Below are 24,985 nucleotides of genomic sequence, written 5' to 3'. Positions count from 1 at the left end.
TCTTACAGATGGCGGCGTCGGGTCGAGACGTGCCGTTCGTACAGCTCTCGTGCCTTGACCGCGGACGGTCGGGTCGCGGTCTCGGCCACAGGAACATCCCACCAGGCCTGCGCCGGGGGCGCGCCCGACACAGTGTCGGACGTTTCGGTCTCCACGTAGACACATGTGGGAGTGTCGGCGGCCCGCGCCTCGGCGAGCGCCTCGCGCAGCTCCCGTACGGTCTTCGCGCGCAGCACCCGCATGCCGAGGCTGGCCGCGTTGGCGGCGAGGTCGACCGGCAGCGGGGCGCCCGTGAACGTCCCGTCCCCGGCCTGGAACCGGTAGGCGGTGCCGAACCGCTCGCCGCCCACCGACTCCGAGAGCCCGCCGATGGACGCGTACCCGTGGTTCTGCACCAGCAGGATCTTGATCGCGACGCCCTCCTGCACGGCCGTCACGATCTCCGTCGGCATCATCAGATAGGTGCCGTCGCCGACCAGCGCCCACACGTTCCGCTCCGGCGCGGCCAGCTTCACCCCGAGCGCGGCCGGGATCTCGTAGCCCATGCAGGAGTAGCCGTACTCCAGGTGGTACTGGTCCACCGAGCGCGCCCGCCACAGCTTGTGCAGGTCGCCGGGGAGCGAACCGGCCGCGTTGATGATGATGTCGGACTCGTCCACCAGGGCGTCCAGGGCGCCGATGACCTGCGGCTGGGTGGGCCGTACGTCGATCTCCTCGGCCTCGAAGCAGGCGTCGACACGCTGCTCCCAGCGCTCCTTGTCCTCGCTGTACTCGGTGACGTACGCCTCCGCCACCTTGTGCCCGTGCATCACCAGCGCCTCGGTCAGCTCGCCCAGTCCGCTGCGGGCGTCGGCGACCAGCGGGAGCCCGGCCAGCTTGTGGCCGTCGTAGGGCGCGATGTTGAGGTTGAGGAAGCGGACGTCCGGGTTCTCGAAGAGGGTGCCGGAGGCGGTGGTGAAGTCGGTGTAGCGGGTGCCGACGCCGATCACCAGGTCGGCGGTGCGGGCCAGCTCGTCGGCGGTCGCGGTGCCGGTGTGGCCGACGCCGCCGACGTCCTGCGGGTGGTCGTAGCGCAGGGAGCCCTTGCCGGCCTGGGTGGAGGCGACCGGGATGCGGGTCGCCGCCGCGAACTCGGCGAGCGCCAGCTCGGCGCGGCTGTGGTGGACTCCGCCGCCCGCGATGACCAGCGGCCTGCGGGCCTCCCGGATCGCCCGGACCGCCTCGGCCAGCTCGGTCGGGTCCGCACCCGGCCGTCGTACGGTCCACACCCGCTCGGCGAAGAACTCCTCCGGCCAGTCGAAGGCCTCCGCCTGCACGTCCTGCGGCAGAGCGAGGGTCACCGCGCCGGTCTCCACCGGGTCGGTGAGGACCCGCACGGCCTGCAGGGCACTCGGGATCAGGGCTTCGGGGCGGGTGATGCGGTCGAAGTACTTCGACACCGGACGCAGGGTGTCGTTGACCGACACATCGCCCGCGTACGGCACCTCCAGCTGCTGCAGGACCGGGTCGGCGGGCCGGGTGGCGAAGACGTCGCCGGGCAGGAGCAGGACCGGGAGGTGGTTGATGGTGGCCAGGGCCGCGCCCGTGACCAGGTTGGTCGCGCCCGGGCCGATCGACGTCGTCACCGCGTGCGTGGACAGGCGGTTCGACTGGCGGGCGTAGCCGACGGCCGCGTGCACCATGGACTGCTCGTTGCGGCCCTGGTGGTACGGCATCACGTCGGCGTACTCGATCAGCGCCTGGCCGAGCCCCGCGACATTGCCGTGGCCGAAGATGCCCCAGGTGGCGCCGATCAGCCGCTGCCGTGCGCCGTCGCGTTCGGTGTACTGGGCGGCGAGGAAACGGACCAGCGCCTGCGCGACGGTCAGCCGGGTCGTCGTCATCGGTACCCCTCTGTGCTTTCTACGTGGGCCGGGTGGAAGCAGATCCGCCACTCCCGGGTCTCCCCCGGGCCCGCCATGACGTTCAGGTAGTACATGTCGTGCCCGGGCTGGGCGATGGACGGGCCGTGCCAGCCGTCCGGGACGAGGACGGCGTCGCCGGAACGGACCTCGGCGAGAACGTCCGAGCCGCCCTCCCGCGAGGGGGACACGCGCTGGTAGCCGATTCCGTGCGGGCCGTCGATCTCGAAGTAGTAGATCTCCTCCAGCTCGGACTCCTCGCCCGGCCGGTGCTCGTCGTGCTTGTGCGGCGGGTAGGACGACCAGTTGCCGCCCGGTGTGATCACCTCGACGGCGATCAGCTTGTCGCAGTCGAAGGAGTCCGCCGAGGCGAAGTTGCGCACCCGGCGGGCGCAGCTGCCGCTGCCGCGCTCCTCGACGGGGACCTCCGGCGCGGGGCCGTAGCGGGCGGGGAGTCGTCGCTCGCACTTCGCTCCTGCCAGGGCGAAGCGGCCTCCCGCGCCGGAGGCGATCTGGACCCGGGCGTCCCGGGGCGCGTACACGAAGTCGGAGACTCCGGTGAACACGCTTTCCCGGCCCAGGAGTTGGAACTCGCCCTTCTCCGTTGATGCGGTCTCGATTTGTACGGTACATCCGCCTTCCAGCGGAAGCACGATCCACTCGCTGTCCCCCGTGGTGAACGTATGGCTGGCGCCAGGCACCAGTTCGACCACACGCAGACTGCTGTGGGTCCAGCCGGCCACCTTGGGGTCGATGTCGACGGCGTACTGGGCGTTCGCGGTGGCGCCCCTGGGCAGATGCAGATCGGTGCTGGTCATGCGGCCCTCACAGCAGTCCTACGGCGGTGTCCACGGCGGCGGCCACATCGCCGTCCGCCGGGTACAGCAGCGAGCGGCCGACCACCAGGCCGCGCACGGTGGGCAGTTGCAGCGCGCCGCGCCACTTCTCGTAGGCGGCGACCTGGTCCTCGGGCGAGTCGCCGATGTCCCCGCCGAGCAGCACGGCCGGCAGGGTGGAGGTCTCCATGACCCGGGCCATGTCGTCGGGGTTCTCGGTGACCGGCACCTTCAGCCAGGTGTAGGCCGAGGAGCCGCCGAGGCCGGAGGCGATGGCGATGGACCGGGTGACCGCCTCGGCGGACAGGTCGTTGCGCACCCTGCCCTCGGGGGTGCGGCGGCTGATGAACGGTTCCACGAAGACCGGCAGCCGGCGCGCGGCCATCTCGTCGATGGCGCGGGCGGTGGACTCCAGGGTGGTCAGGGAGCCGGGGTCGTCGTAGTCGATGCGCAGCAGCAGTTTGCCCGCGTCGAACCCGAGCCGCTGGATGTCCTCGGGGCGATGCCCGGTGAACCGGTCGTCCAGCTCGAAGCTGGCGCCCTGCAGTCCGCCGCGGTTCATGGAGCCCATGACCACCTTGTGGTCCAGGGCGCCGAGCAGGAGCAGGTCGTCCAGGATGTCGGCGGTGGCGAGGACGCCGTCGACTCCGGGGCGACTCAGCGCCAGGCAGAGGCGTTCGAGGAGATCGGCGCGGTTGGCCATGGCGAGCTTGCGGTCGCCGACGCCGAGGGCACCCCGGGCGGGGTGGTCGGCGGCGACGATCATCAGCTTGCCGTTCTCGTTCAGGAGCGGCCTGCGGGCCCGGCGGGTGGCGGCCTCGGCGATCGCCTCGGGGTGGTGGGTGCGGATACGGACGAGCTCGGCGACGTCCACGCGTGACCGCCGTCGCGCGTCCCCGCCCTCCGTGTGCGTCCCCGTGACCCGGCCCGCCCTCACAGCACCGCTCCGGCGTCGAGCGCGGCGGCCACCTCGTCCGGGGTGGGCATCGCGGAGGAGCACTCCAGGCGGGAGGCGACGATGGCGCCGGCCGCGTTGGCGTGCCGCATGATCGTCTCCAGGTCCCAGCCTGCGAGAAGACCGTGGCACAGGGAGCCGCCGAAGGCGTCGCCGGCGCCGAGGCCGTTGAGGACGTTGACGGGCAGGGGCGGCACCTCGGCGGACTCCCCCGAGGCACTGACCGCCAGGACACCCTTGGGGCCCTGTTTGACCACGGCGATCTCCACGCCGGCGGCGAGCAGCGCCCGGGCGGCGGCATGCGGCTCGCGCACCCCGGTCGCCACCTCCACCTCGTCCAGGTTGCCGACGGCGACCGTGGTGTGGCGCAGGGCCTCGGCGTAGAAGGGGCGGGCCGCGTCGGGGTCGGTCCAGAACATGGGCCGCCAGTCGAGGTCGAAGACCGTGGTGCCCGCCTTCGCCCGGTGGGCGAGGGCCGCGAGGGTGGCCGTACGGCTGGGCTCCTCGCTCAGGCCGGTGCCGGTCATCCAGAAGATACGGGCGTCACGGATCGCGTCGAGATCGAGCTCGTGGGCGTCGATCTCCAGGTCGGGCGCCTTGGGCCGGCGGTAGAAGTAGAGCGGGAAGTCGTCCGGCGGGAAGACCTCGCAGAAGGTGACCGGGGTCGGGAGCCCCTGGACCGGGGTGACCCAGCGGTCGTCCACGCCGAAACCGCGCAGCGCCTCGTGCAGATAGGCGCCGAACGGGTCGTCGCCCGTGCGGGTGATCACGGCGGTGTGCCGGCCGAGCCTGGCCGCGGCGACCGCGACGTTCGTCGCCGACCCGCCGAGGAACTTGCCGAAGGACGACACGCGGGCGAGCGGGACGCCGGTCTGCAGCGGGTAGAGGTCCACTCCGATCCGCCCCATCGTGATCAGGTCGTACGCCATCGGCTTCCCTTCGTCATGGCTCTCCCCGGCTTTCTAGTCCCGTACGGCGAACCCTGTCAATGTTTTGTCCAGACATTCGGACCAGCTCTTGACACCGCTTTCCGGCCGCCCGCACGCTGGCGCCCATGACGTCGCTGTCACCCTCCTCCTCACTGTCCCGGATCCGGATCGGATCGGCGCCCGACTCCTGGGGCGTGTGGTTCCCCGACGACCCCCGCCAGGTGCCCTGGCAGCGCTTCCTCGACGAGGTGGCCGGCTCCGGCTACGAGTGGATCGAGCTCGGCCCCTACGGCTACCTCCCCAGCGACCCCGCGGTGCTCGCGGAGGAGACCGCGCGGCGCGGCCTGAAGGTCTCGGCCGGCACCGTCTTCACCGGACTGCACCACGGTGCGGCCGTATGGGACAGGACCTGGGCGCACGTGTCGGACATCGCGGCACTGACCCAGGCGATGGGGGCTCGCCACCTGGTCGTCATCCCGTCCTTCTGGCGGGACGACAAGACGGGCGAGGTGCTGGAGCCGGACACGCTGACCGCCGAGCAGTGGCGGAACCTGACCTCGCTGACCGAGCGGCTGGGGCGGGAGGTGCGGGAGCGGTACGGGCTGACGATCGTCGTCCACCCGCATGCCGACACCCACATCGACAGCGAGGGGAACGTCGGCCGATTCCTCGACGGCACGGACTCCGACCTGGTGTCGCTGTGCCTGGACACCGGGCACTACGCGTACTGCGGCGGGGACAGCGTGAAGCTGATCGAGACGTACGGGGAGCGGATCGGGTACCTGCACCTCAAGCAGGTGGATCCGGAGATCCTGGCGGACGTACGGGCCAAGGGGACGCCGTTCGGGCCGGCGGTGGCACAGGGAGTGATGTGCGAACCACCGCGCGGCGTACCGGAGTTGGGTCCTGTGCTTGCCGCTGCGCAGCGGCTGGGGGTGGAGCTGTTCGCGATCGTGGAGCAGGACATGTATCCCTGTGCCCCGGACGCGCCGTTGCCGATCGCCCGGCGGACCCGGGCGTTTCTCCGGTCCTGCGGGGTGTAGGCGCCGCGCCCCTTACGGGGCGTTGCCCCGCCGTAGGACGATGAGGGAATGGCGAGTTGGGAGACCGTCGCTCGGCGGCCGCATCCGGCGCTGCGCCCGGGAGTGCTGAGCTATCGCGGTGTCCGGGTGCACCTCGGCCGGCCGCGCCGTCGGCTGGAGGCGCCGATCGGGGCGGCCACCCTGCTGCTGGGGTTCGAGCAGCCGGTGCGCATCTCCCGGGCCGGCCGGCCCCCGGTGTCACTGGTGTCCGTGGTCAACGGGCTGACCACCACGCCCGCCCTCGGCGAGCACGGCGGCCGTCTGTCCGGCATCGAGGTGCTGCTCGCTCCGTGGGCCGCGTTCACGCTGTTCGGTACGCCTCAGTTCGAGCTGGCCGATCGGTCGGTGGACGCCGAGGAGTTCCGTCTCGGTGAACTCGCCGGCGCGCTGGCCGCGTTGCCCGGCTGGCCGCAGCGGTTCGCGCTGCTCGACCGGGTGTTGCTGGAGCGGTTCCGTGCCGGTGCGCCCGCCTCCGAGCGGGTGGTGCACGCCTGGTCGCTGCTGCGACGCCAGGGCGGCGCGCTTCCGGTGCCCCGGCTGGCCGAGGAAGTGGGCTGGAGCGTACGGCACCTGGAGTACCGCTTCCGGGAGCAGATCGGCCTGTCCCCGAAGGCGGCGGCCCGGGTGCTGCGGCTGCAGCGCGCGCGGCGGCTGCTGGCCGCGGGCCACGGGCAGGCGGAGACCGCGGCGGTCTGCGGGTACTACGACCAGGCGCACTTCAGCGGCGAGTTCAGGGCCATGACGGGCTGCACTCCCGGCGAGTTCCTGGCGGCCCGGCGGCTGCCGGCGGCGGGCGCCGTGACCGACCGGCTGGCGGGCGAGCCCACCAGCCTGCTCCTCACCTCAGGCCGCGGTGCGCTTTTTTCCAAGACCCGCGCGGGCAGGGCCCGGCACGCTGATCACCCGGCCGGCACGCTCCCGAGGGAAGCGGGGGCCTCCGGCGGCCAGGGGGACTGATCCAGGAGGGCACTCCTGGGTGAAGCGACCGCCGGAGGGTGCGGGGAAGCCGGCGGGCCGGGTCTGACGCAGCGGACCCGGCCCGCCCTTCCGGCCCGCGCGGAATCAACGCGCCGCGCCGACACGCCTGCGTACGCCTTTGCGGCAGCTGTGTCACAAACACCCCTTCTGTGTCACACATGTCGCGTGTACGCGGGCCGTGCGTCACATCCTGCCGACAGGCACTGTCCCCTGATCACTCTGCGTCGTTCACCGGGCACAGGCTCGGTGATCGCCAGCGCAGCGCCCGGCTCCCCCGACGGCCGCCCCCCCGGCCGCCGCTGTGGCGCGCGCAGGGAGGTGCAACTCATGACCGACCAAAGGCTCTGGTCCTACAAGGAGATCGCGGCGCACATCAAGGTGCAGCCGGACACCGTTCGGTCCTACCGCAAGCACGGGCTGCTCCCCCCGCCCGACCGTGTGGAGAGCGGCAAGCCCTACTGGTACGCCGACACCGTCCGCGCCTGGGTCGCCTCCCGGCCGAGCAACCGCGGCCGTACGTGACCCGCACCGGAAATCGGCTGTGCCCCACCGGCCGCGTGGGGCACAGTCGCCACCATGAACTTCTCCGTCAAACCCACCCTGACCGGCCGGAAGACCGTCCTGCGGCCCTTCACCGAGGCCGATGCCGAGGTGATGTGGGAGATCATCGCCGACCCCGAGGTCGTCCGCTTCACCTTCGAGCCGTCCAGCGAACTCACCCTGGAGCGCCTGCGGTCCTGGTACGGCTCCCGGGCCACCGTGCCCGACCGCCTGGACCTGGCCGTCACGGACCCGGAGACCGGCGAGCTCCTGGGCGAGGCCGTCCTCCACGACTACGACCCCGCCACCGGAAACTGCACCTTCCGCACGCTCATCGGCCCCCGGGGCCGCGGCCGTGGGATCGGCACCGAGGCGACCCGGCTGATCGTCGGCTACGGCTTCGAGCAACTCGGGCTGCATCGCGTGCAGTTGGAGGTGTACGGCCACAACGCGCGGGCCAGGCGGGTCTACGAGAAGGTCGGATTCGTGGTCGAGGGCGTGCGACGGGAGGTGCAGCGGCGTGACGGTGAGTGGGCCGACGAGGTGATCATGTCGATCCTGGACCGGGAGTGGGCCGCGCTCAGCGCCACGGCTCGATGACCGTGACCCCGGCCCCCGGCGCCGTACCCATCGCCGCGAGCGCCGCCGGTGCGGCGCCGAGGGTGAGGGTGGACGTCACCAGGAGGTCGGGGCTCAGAACGCCGGCGCGGACCAGTCGGAGCAACTCGGGGTAGGTGTGGGCGGCCATGCCGTGGCTGCCGAGGAGTTCGAGCTCCAGGGCGACAGCACGGGCGAGCGGTACGGGGGTGGTGCCGTCGGCGGAGGGCAGCAGGCCCACCTGGACATGCCGGCCGCGGCGGCGCAGGCCGTTCACGGAAGCGGCACAGGTGGCGGGCGAGCCGAGGGCGTCCAGGGAGAGATGGGCGCCGCCGTCGGTCAGCTCACGGACGACGGCGGCCGTGTCCTCGGTGCCGGTCGCGTCCAGGCAGTGCGCGGCGCCGAACTGACGCGCCAGGTCGAGGGCCCGGGGTGACACGTCGACGGCGATCACGCGCGCCCCCGACGCCGCCGCGATCATCACCGCCGACAGCCCCACCCCGCCGCAGCCGTGCACCGCGACCCACTCCCCCGCCGCCACCCGGCCCTGCTGCACCACCGCGCGGAAGGCGGTGGCGAAACGGCAGCCGAGGGCGGCGGCGGTGCCGTACGCCATGTCGTCCGGGATCGCGACCAGGTTGACGTCGGCGTGGTCGAGGGCGACGTACTCGGCGAAGGAACCCCAGTGGTGGAAGCCCGGCTGGGTCTGGCGTTCGCACACCTGCTGGTCGCCCGCCGCGCAGGCCGGGCAGGTGCCGCAGGCGCAGACGAAGGGCACGGTGACCCGGTCGCCGGGCCGCCACCCCGACACCCGGGAGCCCACCGACTCCACGACACCGGCGAGTTCGTGCCCGGGCACGTGCGGCAGCGTGATGTCGGGGTCGTGCCCCATCCAGCCGTGCCAGTCGCTGCGGCAGAGCCCGGTGGCCTCCACACGGACGACCACGCCGTGCTCGGCGGGGTCCGGGTCGGGCATGTTCCGCACCTCGGCCGGCTCGCCGTACCGCTCGAACACCACCGCGCGCATCCGCACTCCTTCCGGAAACCTCAGCGCAGACTAGACGGTTGGGGGCCGGGCTGTGCCGGCCCTTCTTCGCCGCCCTCGCTCAGACCGAACCGTGCGTGCATGCGCCGCAACGACGCCGGCGCCCACCAAGTGGCCCTCCCCGTCAGCCGCATGATCGCCGGTACCAGCAGGCTGCGGACCACCATCGCGTCCATCAGGACCGCCAGGGCGATGCCCAGGCCGAGCATCTTGGTGTTGGTCACCCGGGAGGTGCCGATGGCGACCATCACCACCGCGAGGATGACCGCCGCCGCGGTGATCAGCCCGCCGGTGCGCTGGAGTCCGTGCCGCACCGCCGCGTCGTGGTCGCCCGTGCGGTCGTACTCCTCCTTGATGCGGGAGAGCAGGAACACGCCGTAGTCCATGGAGAGGCCGAAGGCCACGCAGAACATCAGCACGGGCAGGGTGGTCTCGATGGAGCCGGAGCTGGTGAAGCCGAGGGCGGCGGAGAGGTGACCGTCCTGGAAGACCCAGACCACGGCGCCGAACATCGCGGTCAGGCTGAGCGCGTTGAGCACCACGGCCTGCACGGGTATCAGCACGCTCCCGGTGAGCAGGAAGACCAGGAGGAGCGTGACGACGGCGATGAACGCGGCGGCCCACGGCAGGCGCTGGGCTATCGCGTGCTTGGTGTCGACGAGGACCGCGGCCGTGCCGGTCACCTTGGCGTCGAAGGGGGCGTGCAGCGCACGCAGATCGCCGACCAGGCGCTGGGCCGGGTCGTCGACGGCCTCGCCCCTCGGCTGCACCGCGAAGTAGGCGGCATCGCCCTTGACCAGCGGGCCGTCGACGCGGGCCACCTCGGGCAGGGCGGCCACCTGCTGCTTGTAGGCGGCGTACTGGCCGGCGGTGGCCCTGCCCTCGGCGAGGATCTCGAGACCGCCGCCGGGGCTGCCCGGGAAGCCCTCGCGGATGTGCTCCTGCACCACGTGGGACTCGGCGGTCGAGGGAAGCTGACGGTCGTCGGCGGTGCCGAACTTCACTCCGAGGAACGGCAGTCCGAGCGTCACCAGCAGAACGGTGGTGCCGAGTGCGAACAACGGGGCCCTGCGCATCACCAGGCCTGCCGCGCGGGCCCAGGTGGTCCCGGTGGGCCGCTCGGCGGAATCCGGGTCGCGGCGTCGGCGGAACAGGCGCCGCAGGTCCAGGGAGTTGACCCGGTGGCCGAGCAGGACCAGCGCGGCCGGGAGCAGGATCAGGGCGGCGGCCGCGGCGAGCAGCACCACGGCGATGCCGGCGTAGGCGAAGGAGCGCAGGAAGTACTGCGGGAAGACCATCATGGCGGCCAGGGACACCGCTACCGTGAGCGCGGAGAACAGGACCGTGCGGCCGGCGGTGCGCAGGGTCGTGCCGACCGCCGTCAACGGGTCGGCGTCCCTGGACAGTTCCTCGCGGAAGCGGCGGACGATGAACAGCGCGTAGTCGATGGCCAGGCCCAGGCCGAGGGCCGTGGTGAGGTTGAGCGCGAAGACGGAGACGTCGGTGAAGGCCGTCAGGCCGCGCAGTACGGCGTTGGTGCCGAGGATGGCGACGATGCCGATGCCGAGCGGCAGCAGGGCGGCGATCGCGCTGCCGAAGACCATCACCAGCAGCACCAGCGTGATCGGCAGGGCGATCATCTCGGCGCGGGCCAGATCCTCCTTGATGATCGTCTGCATCTCGTGCCGCACCGCGACGATGCCGCCGACCTTCACCTGGACCGGGCCGTGCATGCCCCGGTAGTGCGGGGCGAGTCGGTCGAGCGTCCTGCCCATCGTGTTGTCGTCGCCGGTGATGCGGGCGGCGATCAGCGCCTCATGGCCGTCCTTGGCGCGCAGGGCCGGTGACCTGCTCTGCCAGTAGGAGCCGACGCCGGTCACGCCCTTCTCCCCCGCCAGGCGGCCGGCCAGGTCGCGGGCCTCGGCGGCGACCGCCGGATCGTCGACCGAGGCGCGGCCCGAGTCGACCAGGAGCAGCAGGTTCGGCTGGGAGCCGGGGAACTCGCGCTCCAGGGCCTTGGTGGCGTACGTCGACTCGGCGGCCGGGTCCTCCCAGCCGCCGCTGCCGAGACGGTCCGCGACCCCGCTGCCGGCCAGCACGGCGAGCGCGGTGAGCAGCAGGGCCACCAGGAGCGACAGGCGGGGGCGGGCGGTCACGAAGCGGGTGTAGCGCCCGGGGCGGGGCGGCGCCCCGTCCCGCGCCCCGTCCGGTGCCCCCTCGGGCGCACCCTTCCCCGTGCGGGGCTGCGTGTTGACTTCGGTCATCGTGCGGTGTCCCCTTCACCATGACCCATGCCCGTGCAGGCAGGCAGGCAGCATGAGTCGCTCATGGGCCATAGACTGGCAAACACGAGAGATCGCTCGCGTTTCTCCAGAATGCGAGCGACCACTCGTGTTTGTCAATCACGTTCGGAGAGCTGGGGATAACGCGTGCCCGATCACCCGCACACACAGAAGGAGCAGCCGCGTCGCCGGCAGGCCCGCGGGGAGCGCCGTATCGCCCAGCTGCTCGAGGCGGCCGCGCGGGTCTTCTGCACCACCGGCTACACCGCCGCCAGCACCAACGCCATCGCCCGCGAGGCCGGCGTCTCGCCGGGCACGCTCTACCAGTTCTTCCCGAACAAGGAGGCGATCGCGATCGAGCTGGGCGACCGGCTCGTCCACGAGATGCGGGAGACCTACGGCGAGGCGCTGGCCCCCGTCGACCCCGCCACCCCGCTGGAGGAGGCCATCGGTTCCGCCATCGACCGGTTCATGGCCTTCAACACCGAGCACCCGGTGTTCTTCGCGCTGATGCACGGTCCCGACATCCCGGGCCGGATGGCCGAGACCCACGACCAGCTGCACACCACGCTGACCGGCCGGATCGAGGACCTGCTCGGCTCCCTCATGCCCGGCGCCTCCCCGGCCGACGTCACCCGCACGGCGCACATCTGCCTCGGCATCTACAAGTCCGGCCTGGAACTCGTCCTCGCCCACGAGGGCGCCGAACGGGCGGCCTACGTCCAGGAGATCAAGAACGTTCTGGTCCGCTACCTGCGACCGCTGGTGGGCGACCAGCTCGGCGGCGGTTGATCCGCCCGGACTGCGACCCCCGGCACATCTGCCTAGAGTGCGGATGAATCGCCCAGCCGCTGTCCGAGGGGACTCCCTTGAGCCACTCCCCGCCTCCCGGCACACCCAGGGCCCGCATCCCCGGCCCACAGCAGCCGCCACCGCCGTACCCCCGTATCGCCGCGGGTCTGTGGCGGCGCTGTCTGGGCGGGGGGCTCGCCCTGTGGGCGCTGACCGCGTGGGTCACGTACGAGACGCGGAACAGCGTGCTGCTGCCGACGCTGATCCTGCTCGGCAGCTTTCTGGTACCGGTCGCCTTCGTGCTGTGGGCGTACGAGCGGCACGGCCGTGACCTCGGTGTCAGCGCGATCCTCGGCTGCTTCCTGGCCGGCGGGGCCCTCGGCGTGCTCGGCGCCCCGCTGACGGGGCCGTATCCGGTGAGCCCCTCGCCGGCGATGTTCGTCGGCGTCGGCCTGATCGAGGAGGCCGCCAAGCTCGGGGCGCTGGTGTTCGCCCTGCGCCGGCAGCCGGCCGTGCGCGGACTGCGCGCCGGACTGGTGCTCGGCGCGGCCGTCGGCCTCGGTTTCGCCGCGCTGGAGAGCGCCGGGTGCGCCGTCAACGCGGCCGTCTCCGCCCAGGGCATCGATCTGCGCACCCTGCTGGAGACGGAGATCGTGCGCGGGCTGCTCGCCTCCTTCGGGCACGGGGTGTGGACCGCGATCGCCGGTGGCGTGCTGCTGTCCCGGCGCCGCCTGAACGGACACTTCCGCGTCTCGGCGCCGGTCGCCGGCACCTGGCTGGGCGTGTCCCTGCTGCACGCGCTGTGGGAATCCACGCACGGCATCGCGATCTGGGTGGTCGCCCGGCTGACCGGCACCGGACCGGCGGGCCGGCTGTTCTCACCGGGGTACCTCGTCCGGCCGAGTGCCGTACAGGAGCACCTGTTCACGCTGTTCTCGGTCGGCGGGCCGGCGCTGGTGTCCCTGGCCGGGGTGGGCTGGGTGCGGTCGCTGGCGCGCCGGGACTCCCCTTGGTGAGGTACCCCCTAGGGGTATAGTGTGGGGGAAGCGTGGGGTTCGCTCGCGGGCCCCACCGGCCCCACACGCCTCGACGAGGAGTACTGACATGACCGCCCACACCGACACTCCTGGCTCCGTCACCACCGTCTACAAGGTGACCGGCATGAGCTGTGGCCACTGCGAAGGTTCCGTCTCCGGCGAGATCTCCCAGATCCCCGGCGTCAGCTCGGTGAAGGCCGTCGCGTCCACCGGCGAGGTGACCGTGGTCTCCGCGGCCCCGCTGGACGACGAGGCCGTGCGCGCCGCCGTGGACGAGGCCGGCTTCGAGCTGGCCGGCCGGGCCTGAACGTTCCCTCACTCCCTCATTCCCCGACCGGCCGTGCCGACCAGCTGATACTGGCTCCGTGCGGTCCGGTCCGATGTCTGGAGTCCGGACATGACCAGCACCACCGCAGAGACGGCCATAACCCCTGGAGAGACCTCCGACGTAGAGCTGCTCATCGGCGGGATGACCTGTGCCTCGTGCGCCGCCCGCGTGGAGCGGAAGCTCAACCGGATGGAGGGCGTCAGCGCCACCGTCAACTTCGCCACCGAGAAGGCGAAGGTCACGTACGGCGCGGGCGTCCGGGTCGCCGACCTGATCGCCACCGTGGAGAAGACGGGCTACACCGCCGAGCAGCCGGCACCGCCGGAGCCCGCACCTGAGGCGTCCGCACCGGCCTCCGAGCAGGCCGGCGGGCACGATGCCGAACTCGGCGCCCTGCGGCACCGCCTGCTCGTCTCCGCGCTGCTCGCCGTGCCCGTGGTACTGCTCGCGATGGTCCCCTCGCTGCAGTTCGACACCTGGCAGTGGCTCTCCCTGACGCTCGCCGCGCCGGTCGTCGTCTGGGGCGGTGCCCCCTTCCACCGGGCCGCCTGGACCAACCTGCGGCACGGCGCCGCCACCATGGACACCCTGGTCTCGGTCGGCACGCTGGCCGCGTTCGGCTGGTCGCTGTGGGCCCTGTTCTTCGGTACCGCGGGCATGCCCGGGATGCACGACGAGTTCCGCCTCACCCCCGGAGCGGTAGCGACTGATGTCACGGCGCGGATGGACGGCGCCTCCACCATCTACCTGGAGGTCGCCGCCGGAGTCGTCGCGCTGATCCTGCTCGGCCGTTATCTGGAGGCCCGCTCCAAGCGGCGCGCGGGCGCGGCCCTGCGGGCGCTGATGGAGCTGGGCGCCAAGGACGTGGCGGTGCTGCGGGGCGGGCGTGAGGTGCGCGTTCCGGTGGCGGATCTGGCCGTGGGCGACCGGTTCGTCGTACGGCCCGGCGAGAAGATCGCCACCGACGGCACGGTGGTCGAGGGCGTCTCCGCGGTGGACGCGGCCATGCTGACCGGCGAGTCGGTGCCGGTGGACGTCGGCCCGGGCGACCGGGTCACCGGCGCCACGGTCAACGCGGGCGGCCGGCTCGTCGTCGAGGCGACCCGGGTCGGCGCCGACACCCAGCTCGCCCGGATGGCGAGGCTGGTGGAGGACGCGCAGAACGGCAAGGCCGAGGTGCAGCGGCTCGCCGACCGGATCTCCGCGGTGTTCGTGCCCGTCGTCATCCTCGTCGCGCTGGGCACCTTCGGCGTCTGGCTGGGCGTCACCGGGGACACGGTCGCCGCGTTCACCGCCGCCGTCGCCGTCCTGATCATCGCCTGCCCCTGCGCGCTGGGCCTGGCCACGCCGACCGCGCTGATGGTCGGCACCGGCCGCGGCGCCCAGCTCGGCATCCTGATCAAGGGCCCCGAGGTGCTGGAGTCCACCCGCCGGGTCGACACGGTCGTCCTCGACAAGACCGGCACCGTCACCACCGGCCGGATGACCCTCCAGGCGGTGCACGTCGCCGACGGCGAGGACGAGAAGGAGCTGCTGCGGCTCGCCGGCGCCCTGGAGCACGCCTCCGAGCACCCCGTCGCCCGCGCGATCGCCGCCGGCGCCGAGGAGCAAGCCGGCACCCTTCCGCCGGTCGAGCACTTCGAGAACGTCCCCGGGCGGGGCGTACGCGGACGCGTGGACGGCCGCGAGGTGGCCGTGGGGCGCCTCTACGACGATCTACCCGAGGACCTGGCCCGCGTGGCGGGCGAGGCCGAGCGGGAGGGCCGTACGGCCGTCGTGGCCGGCTGGGACGGGCGGGCGCGCGGGGTTCTCGCCGTCGCCGACGCGGTCAAGGAGACCAGCCCCGAGGCGGTGCGCGAACTGCGTGCGCTGGGCCTCAGGCCGGTGCTGCTCACCGGGGACAACCGCACGGTCGCCGAGGCGGTCGCGCGCGGTGTCGGCATCGAGCCCTCGGACGTGTTCGCCGAGGTGCTGCCCGAGGAGAAGGTGGACGTCGTACGACGGCTGCAGCGCGAGGGGCGGACCGTGGCGATGGTCGGCGACGGCGTGAACGACGCGGCCGCGCTGGCCACCGCGGACCTGGGCCTCGCCATGGGCACCGGCACGGACGCGGCGATCGAGGCCGGCGACCTGACCCTGGTCCGCGGCGACCTGCGGGTCGCGGCCGACGCCATCCGGCTGTCCAGGCGGACGCTGGCCACCATCAAGGGCAACCTGGTGTGGGCCTTCGGCTACAACGTGGCCGCCCTGCCGCTGGCCGCCGCGGGACTGCTCAACCCGATGATCGCCGGCGCCGCGATGGCCTTCTCGTCGGTCTTCGTGGTGACCAACAGCCTGCGGCTGCGCCGCTTCCGCTGAAGTCCCGGGAGGTTACCGGCGGTTCGCCGCAGCTGAAGTAAGAGACCCTCTAGAGTCCGGCGCGAGCCTCACATAAGCTCTTCACAAGGCTCGCGCATCATCCTTACGCTTGGACCCCGATCGCCGTATCGGGGCTCTTGCGCACCTAAAGGACATATGCAAGAGACGCAGATCACAGTGATGCGAACGTAACCATCGAAGGGGTTCGAAGGTCTAAGTTGGCGATGTCAGACCAGCGTCTTGGGGGGCGCCGGCTGACATCTGGGGATGTCTTGGGGGACTTCCTCAGAGATGCGTTGCCGGGGCACGCGCGCCGGGAAGCTTTGAGCGGCCCTCCCAGCGTGTGTTGTCCCGGCAGATCGCAGCGTGTCACTGGAGCAGGACGAGTGTTGCTCGTTCTGCTCGACGACAGCGATTCAGGCGCTGTCCTCTCCGAGCGCCCGGCCGGATCCCGTGGGGGGAATCCGCACCGGGACATGGGAAGGCGCCCTGGACGTCGGCCCGTGGGGGGACCGGCGCCAGGGCGCCTTCCGCTTATGTGTCTACGGCTTCCGCTTATGCGCCTACGGCTACGACGGCGCCGCCGGTCCGACCTGTACAGCGAGGGGCACCAGCGAAGCGGCGCCCCTCCACCGACAGGTGTCAGCGCTCCTCGACCGGGACGAAGTCACGCAGCTCCACGCCCGTGTAGATCTGGCGCGGGCGGCCGATGCGGGAGCCCGGCTCCTTGATCATCTCGGTCCACTGGGCGATCCAGCCCGGCAGGCGGCCGAGGGCGAACAGGACCGTGAACATCTCGGTCGGGAAGCCCATGGCCCGGTAGATCAGACCGGTGTAGAAGTCCACGTTCGGGTACAGCTTGCGCTCGACGAAGTAGTCGTCGGACAGCGCGTGCTCCTCCAGCTTCAGGGCGATGTCGAGGAGCTCGTCCTCCTTGCCCAGCGCGGAGAGCACGTCGTGCGCGGCGGCCTTGATGATCTTGGCGCGGGGGTCGAAGTTCTTGTAGACCCGGTGGCCGAAGCCCATCAGGCGGACGCCGTCCTCCTTGTTCTTCACCTTGCGGATGAAGGTGTCGACGTCGGCGCCGGAGTCGCGGATGCCCTCCAGCATCTCCAGCACGGACTGGTTGGCGCCGCCGTGCAGCGGGCCCCACAGCGCGCTGATGCCGGCCGAGATCGACGCGAACATGTTGGCCTGCGACGAGCCGACCAGGCGGACCGTCGAGGTCGAGCAGTTCTGCTCGTGGTCGGCGTGCAGGATCAGCAGCTTGTCCAGCGCGGCGACGACGACCGGGTCCAGCTCGAACTCCTGCGCCGGGACCGAGAAGGTCATGCGCAGGAAGTTCTCGACGTAGCCGAGGTCGTTGCGCGGGTAGACGAACGGGTGACCGATCGACTTCTTGTACGCGTACGCCGCGATCGTCGGCAGCTTGGCGAGCAGCCGGATCGTGGAGAGGTCGCGCTGCTTCTCGTCGAACGGGTTGTGGCTGTCCTGGTAGAAGGTGGACAGCGCCGAGACCACCGAGGACAGCATGGCCATCGGGTGGGCGTCGCGCGGGAAGCCCTTGTAGAAGTTCTTGACGTCCTCGTGCAGCAGGGTGTGCCGCGTGATGTCGTTCTTGAACGTCGAGAGCTCGTCGACGGTGGGCAGCTCACCGTTGATCAGCAGGTACGCCACCTCGAGGAAGGTGGAGCGCTCCGCCAGCTGCTCGATGGGGTAGCCGCGGTAGCGGAGGATGCCCGCCTCGCCGTCGAGGTAGGTGACCGCGGATTTGTAGGCGGCCGTGTTGCCGTACCCGCTGTCCAGGGTCACCAGCCCGGTCTGGGCGCGGAGCTTCCCGATGTCGAAGCCCTTGTCGCCGACGGTGCTGTCGACCACCGGGTAGGTGTACTCGCCGTCGCCGTACCGCAGTACTACAGAGTTGTCGCTCACGTCTTCCCTCACCGACGTAGTGCCTCATCTTCGAGGTGCCCTGACTGTCTCTACCATCCCCCATTTGGCTCAGGAGAGTGCACTCGGGGTCGACCATTGGGCCTATTGGCGGCACTCAGTGCCGCCAACCTGCTCATCCTGCCCCCTCCGAACGGCATCTGGAAGTGCTCTGTGACCTTCACGACTCATTTGATCGATCATTTTTTGTGATGCGGGTCGCAGCACCTGCTCAGCGGCAGGTCAGGAGCCGTGCAGCCGGAAGTCCAGTGCCGTGCAACGCCGTCCCGCGGACACCGTGCGCACCGCCTGTCCGATCGCCTTGCGTGAACCGACGAGGACGACCAGCCGTTTGGCCCGTGTCACCGCCGTGTACAGCAGGTTCCGCTGCAGCATCATCCATGCCCCGGTCGTGACGGGAATCACCACAGCGGGATATTCACTGCCCTGCGAGCGGTGGATGGTCACCGCGTACGCATGGGCCAGTTCGTCCAGTTCGTCGAACTCGTACGGAACCTCCTCGTCCTCGTCCGTCAGCACCGTGAGCCGCTGGTCGACCGGATCGAGCGAGGTGACGACACCCACGGTGCCGTTGAAGACACCGTTCTTCCCTTTCTCGTAATTGTTGCGAATCTGGGTGACCTTGTCGCCGACGCGGAAGACCCGGCCGCCGAACCGCTTCTCGGGCAGATCGGGCCGGCCGGGCGTGATGGCCTGCTGGAGCAGCCCGTTCAGCACTCCGGCGCCGGCCGGCCCCCGGTGCATCGGCGCGAGCACCTGCACATCCCGGCGCGGATCGAGACCGAACCTGGCCGGAATCCGCCGGGCCGCCACGTCCACGGTGAGCCGCCCGGCCTCCTCCGTGTCGTCCTCCACGAAGAGGAAGAAGTCCTTCATCCCGTCGGTGAGCGGATGCTGCCCCGCGTTGATCCGGTGCGCGTTGGTGACCACACCGGACTGCTGGGCCTGCCGGAAGACCCGGGTGAGCCGGACGGCGGGGAGGGGACTGCCCTCCGCGAGCAGGTCGCGCAGCACCTCGCCGGCACCGACACTGGGCAACTGGTCGACGTCACCGACGAAGAGGAGATGGGCGCCGGGCGGCACGGCTTTGACCAGCTTGTTGGCGAGCAGCAGATCGAGCATGGACGCCTCGTCGACCACGACCAGATCGGCATCGAGCGGCCGGTCCCGGTCATAGGCGGCGTCCCCGCCGGGCTTCAGCTCCAGCAGCCGGTGGACGGTGGAGGCCTCGGCGCCGGTCAGCTCGGACAGGCGCTTGGCGGCCCGCCCGGTGGGCGCGGCGAGCAGCACCTTGGCACGCTTGGCCCGGGCCAGCTCCACGATGGAGCGGACGGTGAAGGACTTGCCGCAGCCGGGTCCGCCGGTGAGCACGGCGACCTTCTCGGTGAGCGCGAGCCTGACCGCGGCCTCCTGCTCCGGGGCGAGGTCGGCGCCGGTACGGCCTTTCAGCCAGCCGAGGGCCTTGTCCCACGCCACGTCCCGGAACCCCGGCATCCGGTCCTGGTCCGTGCGCAGGAGGCGGAGGAGCTGGGAGGAGAGGGAGAGCTCGGCGCGGTGGAAGGGCACCAGGTAGACGGCGGTGACGGGTTCGGAGGCGTCCCCGTCCGGCCCGGGTACCTTCTCCCTCACCACACCGGGGTCGCCGTCGTCGTCCGGTGGCTGGGCCAGCTCGGCGAGGCACTCGATGACAAGCCCGGTGTCGACGGCGAGCAGCTTCACCGCGTCGGAGATCAGCCGCTCCTCGGGAAGGAAGCAGTGGCCCTGGTCGGCGGACTGGGACAAGGCGTACTGCAACCCGGCTTTCACCCGCTCCGGGCTGTCGTGCGGGATGCCGACGGACTGGGCGATCTTGTCGGCGGTGAGGAAGCCGATGCCCCAGACGTCGGCGGCGAGGCGGTACGGCTGCTCCTTGACGATCCGGATCGACGCGTCCCCGTACTTCTTGTAGATCCGCACGGCGATGGACGTGGACACCTCGACCGTCTGCAGGAAGAGCATGACCTCCTTGATCGCCTTCTGCTCCTCCCAGGCCTCGGCGATCTTCTTGGTCCGCTTGGGGCCGAGACCGGGAACCTCGACGAGCCGCTTGGGCTCCTCCTCGATGATCCGGAGGGTGTCGAGCCCGAAATGCTGGGTGATCCGGTCGGCGAACACGGGTCCGATGCCCTTGACGAGGCCGGATCCGAGATAACGCCGGATGCCCTGGACGGTGGCGGGCAGGACGGTCGTGTAGTTCTCGCAGTGGAACTGCTTGCCGTACTGGGGATGGGACCCCCAGCGCCCCTCCATCCGCAGGGACTCCCCCACCTGGGCACCGAGCAGCGCGCCGACGACCGTGAGCAGGTCGCCGCCGCCTCTGCCGGTGTCCACCCGGGCGACGGTGTATCCGTTCTCCTCGTTGGCGTACGTGATCCGTTCCAGCACGCCTTCCAGCGTCGCGAGCCGCCGCTCACCGCTCTGGGTCCCCGCCTGTCGAGCCATGATTCGACGGTACCGGCGGGGTGTGACAGTCGGTCACCGATCCCGGGCAAGGGGCGCGCGGGACCGCCGTGCGCTCTCGCGGGCTCGGGTTCCAGGAGACCGCCTCCTAGCTGAAGTGGGCGGCTTCCTGACCCCGCCCCACCCCGGTCACGATTAGGTTTCGGTCAACCTTCAACCTCTTGCCCCTCCCCGTGGAATCGATTCCAATCCTTCCTGCGGAAGTTCGTGTAATCGATTCCACGACTCACGAGGAGGTGAGCCGGCGATGGCGGGCATCAAGGACGTCGCCGCTGCGGCCGGGGTCTCCGTGGCCACGGTCTCGCGCGTCCTGAACGCGCACCCGTCGGTCAGCGCCGACGCGCGCACGCGCGTGCTGGCCGCCGTCGAGGCGCTCGGGTACCGGCCCAATGCCGTCGCCCGGTCCCTGCGCACCGACCAGACCCACACCCTCGGGCTCGTCATCAGCGATGTGCTGAACCCCTACTTCACCGAGCTGGCCCGTTCCGTGGAGGAGGAGGCCCGTGCGCTCGGTTACAGCGTGATCATCGGAAACGCAGACGAACGGCCCGATCTGCAGGACCATCACGTGCGGAACCTGCTGGACCGGCGGATCGACGGGCTGCTCGTGTCGCCCACCGACGGCGGCTCCCCGCTCATGCTGGACGCCGCCCGCGCCGGGACCCCGATGGTGTTCGTGGACCGGTGGATCCCGGGCGTCGACGTGCCCGTCGTACGGGCCGACGGGCGGGGTGCCGTACGGGATCTGGTCGCGCATCTGCACGCGCTCGGGCACCGGCGGCTCGCGATCATCGCGGGGCCCGCCGCCACCACGACCGGCAGCGAGCGTGTCGAGGCCTTCCGGGAGGCGCTGGGCGAGTACGGGCTTCCGCTTCCGGAGGCCTATATCGGCCAGGGCGACTTCCAGGCCGAGAGCGGGCGGCGGGTCACCGAGGGCTTCCTGGACCTGCCGGAACCACCGGAGGTCGTCTTCGCCGCCGACAACCTCATGGCACTGGGTGCCCTGGACGCCGTACGCGCGCGTGGGCTGCGGGTACCGGACGACCTGGCGCTCGCCGCGTTCGACGACATCCCGTGGTTCGTGCACACCGACCCGCCCGTCACCGCGATCGCCCAGCCGACCGGCGAGCTGGGGCGGGCCGCCGTACGCGCCCTGGTCGACCGCATCGAGGGGCGTGCGGCCGCGTCCGTCACCCTCACCGCCCGGCTCGTCGTGCGCCGCTCGTGCGGCGAGTCCCCCGCACCTCCGCAACCCCCCACGCAGTCCCCCTCCCCAGTGCAAAGGAGCACGTCGTGAGCAACCCGGACGAGTTGCTGCGCATCGAGGGCATACGCAAGACCTTCCCCGGCGTGGTCGCGCTCGACGGCGTCGACTTCGACCTGCGCCGGGGCGAGGTCCATGTGCTGCTCGGTGAGAACGGCGCCGGCAAGAGCACGCTCATCAAGATGCTCTCCGGTGCCCACACGCCCGACAGCGGCCGCATTCGCGTCGGTGGCCAGGAGGTGCGCATCCAGGGCGCGCAGGACGCCGAGCGGCTCGGCATCGCCACCATCTACCAGGAGTTCAACCTCGTTCCCGATCTGACCGTCGCCGAGAACATCTTCCTCGGACGGCAGCCGCGGCGCTTCGGGATGATCGACCGGAAGCGGATGGAGGCCGACGCCGAGACGCTCCTCGCGCGCGTGGGCGTCCCCGTGTCCCCACGCGCGCGTGTCCGTGAACTCGGCATCGCGCGGCTGCAGATGGTCGAGATCGCCAAGGCCCTCAGCCTGGACGCGCGCGTGCTCATCATGGACGAGCCGACGGCCGTGCTCACCTCGGACGAGGTGGAGAAGCTCTTCGGCATCGTGCGGTCGTTGCGCGAGGACGGCGTCGGGATCGTCTTCATCACGCACCATCTGGAGGAGATCGCCGCCCTGGGGGACCGGGTCACCGTCATCCGCGACGGGCGCAGCGTCGGGCAGGTGCCCGCCGCCACGCCCGAGGACGAGCTCGTACGGCTCATGGTGGGGCGGTCCATCGAGCAGCAGTATCCGCGGCAACGGCCCGAGCGCGGACCGGCGTTGCTGTCCGTCGAGGGGCTCACCCGCAACGGTGTCTTCCACGACGTGAGCTTCGAGGTGCACGCCGGTGAGGTCGTCGGGATCGCGGGGCTGGTCGGCGCGGGCCGTACCGAGGTCGTGCGGGCCGTGTTCGGGGCGGACCCGTACGACGGCGGGGTGGTGAAGGTCTGCGGCGACCGGCTCAGGCGCCACGACGTGAACGCCGCGATGGCCGCCGGGATCGGGCTCGTGCCGGAGGACCGCAAGGGGCAGGGGCTGGTGCTGGACGCCTCCGTCGAGGAGAACCTCGGGCTCGTCACCCTGCGCGCCGCCACCCGGGCCGGGCTCGTCGACCGCAGGGCGCAGCGTGCGGCCGCCGAGCGGATCTCCGGGCAGCTGGGCGTGCGGATGGCGGGGCTGGGGCAGCAGGTGCGGACGCTGTCGGGCGGCAACCAGCAGAAGGTCGTCATCGGCAAGTGGCTGCTGGCCGACACCAAGGTGCTGATCCTCGACGAGCCGACGCGGGGCATCGACGTCGGCGCCAAGGTCGAGATCTACCAGCTCGTCAACGAACTCACCGCCCAGGGTGCCGCCGTGCTCATGATCTCCAGCGATCTGCCGGAGGTGCTCGGCATGAGCGACCGGGTGCTGGTGATGGCCCAGGGCCGGATCGCCGGTGAACTCGCGGCCGCCGAGGCCACCCAGGACGCCGTCATGGAGCTCGCCGTCTCCACTCCCACCACCCAGAAGGAGGCCACCCGTGGCCACTGACACGCTCAGGAGCCGGGCGGGCGCGAGTGGCGCCGGCGCCCCGGGGACCTTGCGCCGGCTGCTCCTCGACAACGGCGCGCTCACCGCGCTGATCGTCCTCGTCATCGCGCTGTCGGCGCTGTCCGGGGACTTCCTGACGACCGACAACCTGCTCAACATCGGCGTCCAGGCGGCCGTGACGGCCGTCCTCGCCTTCGGTGTGACCTTCGTGATCGTCTCGGCGGGCATCGATCTGTCGGTCGGGTCCGTGGCCGCGCTGTCGGCGACCGTGCTGGCCTGGAGCGCCACGCAGCACGGCGTGCCGGTGGCCGTGGCGGTGCTGTTCGCCGTCGCCACGGGTGTCGTGGCGGGCCTGGTGAACGGTTTCCTCATCGCCTACGGCAAGCTGCCGCCGTTCATCGCGACGCTGGCCCTGCTGTCGGTGGGCCGAGGCCTCGCCCTGGTGATCTCGCAGGGCTCCCCCATCGCCTTCCCGGCCTCCGTCTCGCACCTCGGGGACACGCTCGGCGGGTGGCTGCCGGTGCCGGTGCTGGTCATGGTCGTCATGGGGCTGATCGCCGCGCTGGTGCTGGGGCGGACGTACATCGGCCGCTCGATGTACGCGATCGGCGGCAACGAGGAGGCCGCGCGGCTGTCCGGTCTGCGGGTGCAGCGGCAGAAACTCGCCATCTACGCGCTGTCCGGTGTCTTCGCGGCCGTCGCGGGCATCGTGCTGGCATCCCGGCTGTCCTCGGCGCAGCCGCAGGCCGCCGACGGCTACGAGCTGGACGCGATCGCCGCGGTCGTCATCGGCGGTGCCTCGCTCGCGGGCGGCACCGGCAAGGCGTCCGGCACGCTGATCGGCGCCCTGATCCTGGCGGTGCTGCGCAACGGCCTCAACCTGCTCAACGTCTCCGCGTTCTGGCAGCAGGTCGTGATCGGTGTCGTGATCGCGCTGGCGGTGCTGCTGGACACCGTGCGCCGCAGGGCCGGGGCGACCCCGGTGGCGTCCGGCGCGGGCGGGCCCAAGGGCAGGCAGGCGGCGACCTACGCGCTGGCGGCTGTCGTGACCGTCGCGATCGTCGGCGCGACCTCCTTCCTGCACAGCGGGTCCTCGTCCGCGACGGCCCCGAGGATGGGCCTGTCCCTGTCCACCCTCAACAACCCGTTCTTCGTGCAGATCCGGGCCGGTGCCCAGGCCGAGGCGAAGCGGCTGGGCGTGGACCTGACCGTGACCGACGCCCAGAACGACGCCTCCCAGCAGGCCAACCAGCTGCAGAATTTCACCAGTTCGGGGCTCGGTGCGATCATCGTCAACCCCGTCGACTCGGACGCGGCGGGCAACTCGGTGAAGGCCGCCGACAAGGCGGGGATCCCGGTGATCGCCGTCGACCGGGGTGTCAACAAGGCCGACGTGGACGCCCTGGTGGCCTCGGACAACGTGGCGGGCGGCGAGCTGGCCGCGAAGACCATCGCCGAGAAGCTGGGCGGCAAGGGCAGGATCGTGATCCTGCAGGGCCAGGCGGGCACCTCGGCGGCCCGGGAACGCGCGCAGGGCTTCGCGCAGGGCCTGAAGGCCTACCCCGGCATCCAGGTACTGGCCCAGCAGCCGGCCGACTTCGACCGCACCAAGGGCCTCGACGTGATGTCGAACCTGCTCCAGGCCCACCCCGACGTCCAGGGCGTCATCGCCGCCAACGACGAGATGGCCCTCGGCGCGATCAAGGCGCTCGGCTCCAAGGCCGGCAGGTCCGTGCAGGTCGTCGGCTTCGACGGCACCCCGGACGGGCTGACGGCGGTAAGGAACGGCACGCTGTACGCGTCGGTCGCCCAGCAGCCCACCCAGTTGGGGAGGATCGCCGTGGACAACGCGCTGGAGGCGGTCCGGGGCAAGAAGGTGGAGCCGACGGTGAAGGTACCGGTGAAGGTGGTCACGAAGGACAACGTGGCCGGGTTCAGCGGCTGACGACGGGCGACGCGGGCGGGCGGTCGTACACGATGGACACCCATGGGAAACCCGGAAGGGGTCACCATGGATGACGGCCGCCCGCCCGGGGTCATCTCTCAGGGGAGTCAGGGGAGT

At 71.4% G+C, this 24,985-nt stretch carries 19 protein-coding genes; 11 read left to right on the top strand and 8 right to left on the bottom strand.

Annotation, left to right across the window (positions count from 1 at the left end):
• Nucleotides 1-2: 2 nt before the first annotated feature.
• The 4 genes from iolD to iolC are packed head-to-tail and all read right to left on the bottom strand — an operon-like array spanning nucleotide 3 to nucleotide 4,621.
• A complete protein-coding gene (iolD, locus tag FB563_RS20015; RefSeq protein WP_055705051.1) occupies nucleotides 3-1,883 on the bottom strand; it encodes a 3D-(3,5/4)-trihydroxycyclohexane-1,2-dione acylhydrolase (decyclizing) in 1,881 nt (626 codons plus the stop codon).
• On the bottom strand, nucleotides 1,880-2,719 hold the full coding sequence (iolB, locus tag FB563_RS20010; RefSeq protein ID WP_055705052.1) for a 5-deoxy-glucuronate isomerase: 840 nt from the start codon (nucleotides 2,717-2,719) through the stop codon (nucleotides 1,880-1,882). The genes iolD and iolB overlap by 4 nt, the downstream gene beginning before the upstream one ends.
• Before the next feature lie 7 nt (nucleotides 2,720-2,726).
• Entirely contained in the window at nucleotides 2,727-3,611 is an 885-nt protein-coding gene (locus FB563_RS20005; protein WP_055705053.1) for a Cgl0159 family (beta/alpha)8-fold protein, read from the bottom strand.
• 59 nt (nucleotides 3,612-3,670) lie between these two features.
• Nucleotides 3,671-4,621 (bottom strand): 5-dehydro-2-deoxygluconokinase, encoded by a 951-nt coding sequence (gene iolC / locus FB563_RS20000; RefSeq protein ID WP_055705054.1) that lies wholly within the window; start codon nucleotides 4,619-4,621, stop codon nucleotides 3,671-3,673.
• A 125-nt stretch (nucleotides 4,622-4,746) separates the two neighbouring features.
• On the opposite strand from iolC, the gene FB563_RS19995 reads away from it, so the two are divergent.
• From FB563_RS19995 to FB563_RS19980, 4 genes are all read left to right on the top strand, one after another.
• The gene (locus tag FB563_RS19995) at nucleotides 4,747-5,664 is read left to right on the top strand and encodes a sugar phosphate isomerase/epimerase family protein (RefSeq protein WP_055705055.1); all 918 of its coding nucleotides are present in this window, start codon (nucleotides 4,747-4,749) and stop codon (nucleotides 5,662-5,664) included.
• Between the two features lie 48 nt (nucleotides 5,665-5,712).
• The gene (locus FB563_RS19990; RefSeq protein WP_079048638.1) at nucleotides 5,713-6,660 is read left to right on the top strand and encodes a helix-turn-helix domain-containing protein; all 948 of its coding nucleotides are present in this window, start codon (nucleotides 5,713-5,715) and stop codon (nucleotides 6,658-6,660) included.
• Between the two features lie 348 nt (nucleotides 6,661-7,008).
• Nucleotides 7,009-7,203 carry a helix-turn-helix transcriptional regulator gene (locus FB563_RS43005; RefSeq protein WP_055705056.1) on the top strand — a complete coding sequence of 65 codons (195 nt, stop codon included), beginning with the start codon at nucleotides 7,009-7,011 and terminating at the stop codon, nucleotides 7,201-7,203.
• 54 nt (nucleotides 7,204-7,257) lie between these two features.
• On the top strand, nucleotides 7,258-7,821 hold the full coding sequence (locus tag FB563_RS19980; protein WP_055705057.1) for a GNAT family N-acetyltransferase: 564 nt from the start codon (nucleotides 7,258-7,260) through the stop codon (nucleotides 7,819-7,821).
• On the opposite strand, the gene FB563_RS19975 is transcribed toward FB563_RS19980, so the two are convergent.
• Nucleotides 7,802-8,845, bottom strand: coding sequence for a zinc-dependent alcohol dehydrogenase family protein (locus FB563_RS19975; RefSeq protein ID WP_142218828.1), 1,044 nt, complete (start codon nucleotides 8,843-8,845; stop codon nucleotides 7,802-7,804). The genes FB563_RS19980 and FB563_RS19975 overlap by 20 nt on opposite strands.
• Before the next feature lie 20 nt (nucleotides 8,846-8,865).
• The gene (locus FB563_RS19970) at nucleotides 8,866-11,127 is read right to left on the bottom strand and encodes an MMPL family transporter (protein ID WP_079049038.1); all 2,262 of its coding nucleotides are present in this window, start codon (nucleotides 11,125-11,127) and stop codon (nucleotides 8,866-8,868) included.
• Between the two features lie 165 nt (nucleotides 11,128-11,292).
• Between FB563_RS19970 and FB563_RS19965 the strand changes: the two genes are divergently transcribed.
• The 4 genes from FB563_RS19965 to FB563_RS19950 all read left to right on the top strand — a co-directional run bounded on the left by FB563_RS19965 (nucleotide 11,293) and on the right by FB563_RS19950 (nucleotide 15,660).
• The gene (locus FB563_RS19965; protein WP_055709281.1) at nucleotides 11,293-11,937 is read left to right on the top strand and encodes a TetR/AcrR family transcriptional regulator; all 645 of its coding nucleotides are present in this window, start codon (nucleotides 11,293-11,295) and stop codon (nucleotides 11,935-11,937) included.
• Nucleotides 11,938-12,014: 77 nt separating this feature from the next.
• The gene (locus tag FB563_RS19960) at nucleotides 12,015-12,953 is read left to right on the top strand and encodes a PrsW family intramembrane metalloprotease (RefSeq protein WP_055709282.1); all 939 of its coding nucleotides are present in this window, start codon (nucleotides 12,015-12,017) and stop codon (nucleotides 12,951-12,953) included.
• Between the two features lie 88 nt (nucleotides 12,954-13,041).
• The gene (locus tag FB563_RS19955; RefSeq protein ID WP_055709283.1) at nucleotides 13,042-13,281 is read left to right on the top strand and encodes a heavy-metal-associated domain-containing protein; all 240 of its coding nucleotides are present in this window, start codon (nucleotides 13,042-13,044) and stop codon (nucleotides 13,279-13,281) included.
• A 90-nt stretch (nucleotides 13,282-13,371) separates the two neighbouring features.
• Nucleotides 13,372-15,660: a heavy metal translocating P-type ATPase gene (locus tag FB563_RS19950; protein WP_055709284.1), complete on the top strand. Its 2,289-nt coding sequence runs from the start codon at nucleotides 13,372-13,374 to the stop codon at nucleotides 15,658-15,660.
• 642 nt (nucleotides 15,661-16,302) lie between these two features.
• On the opposite strand, the gene FB563_RS19945 is transcribed toward FB563_RS19950, so the two are convergent.
• On the bottom strand, nucleotides 16,303-17,592 hold the full coding sequence (locus FB563_RS19945; protein ID WP_055709285.1) for a citrate synthase: 1,290 nt from the start codon (nucleotides 17,590-17,592) through the stop codon (nucleotides 16,303-16,305).
• Between the two features lie 240 nt (nucleotides 17,593-17,832).
• Nucleotides 17,833-20,091, bottom strand: a complete 2,259-nt coding sequence (gene recD2, locus FB563_RS19940) for an SF1B family DNA helicase RecD2 (protein ID WP_055709286.1) — start codon at nucleotides 20,089-20,091, stop codon at nucleotides 17,833-17,835.
• Between the two features lie 265 nt (nucleotides 20,092-20,356).
• Between recD2 and FB563_RS19935 the strand changes: the two genes are divergently transcribed.
• The 3 genes from FB563_RS19935 to FB563_RS19925 are packed head-to-tail and all read left to right on the top strand — an operon-like array spanning nucleotide 20,357 to nucleotide 24,868.
• Complete coding sequence (locus tag FB563_RS19935) at nucleotides 20,357-21,406, top strand: LacI family DNA-binding transcriptional regulator (protein ID WP_142218827.1); 1,050 nt, start codon at nucleotides 20,357-20,359, stop codon at nucleotides 21,404-21,406.
• Nucleotides 21,403-22,923 (top strand): sugar ABC transporter ATP-binding protein, encoded by a 1,521-nt coding sequence (locus tag FB563_RS19930; RefSeq protein WP_142218826.1) that lies wholly within the window; start codon nucleotides 21,403-21,405, stop codon nucleotides 22,921-22,923. Before FB563_RS19935 ends, FB563_RS19930 begins: the two co-directional genes overlap by 4 nt.
• Nucleotides 22,913-24,868, top strand: a complete 1,956-nt coding sequence (locus tag FB563_RS19925; protein ID WP_055709565.1) for an ABC transporter permease/substrate-binding protein — start codon at nucleotides 22,913-22,915, stop codon at nucleotides 24,866-24,868. The genes FB563_RS19930 and FB563_RS19925 overlap by 11 nt, the downstream gene beginning before the upstream one ends.
• The last annotated feature ends 117 nt before the right edge of the window (nucleotides 24,869-24,985 follow it).

This window comes from Streptomyces puniciscabiei (assembly GCF_006715785.1).
In the GTDB taxonomy this organism is placed as follows: Bacteria; Actinomycetota; Actinomycetes; order Streptomycetales; family Streptomycetaceae; genus Streptomyces; species Streptomyces puniciscabiei.
Note: the sequence above shows the minus strand (reverse complement) of the source record. Positions and strands in the feature narration are given on the sequence as shown.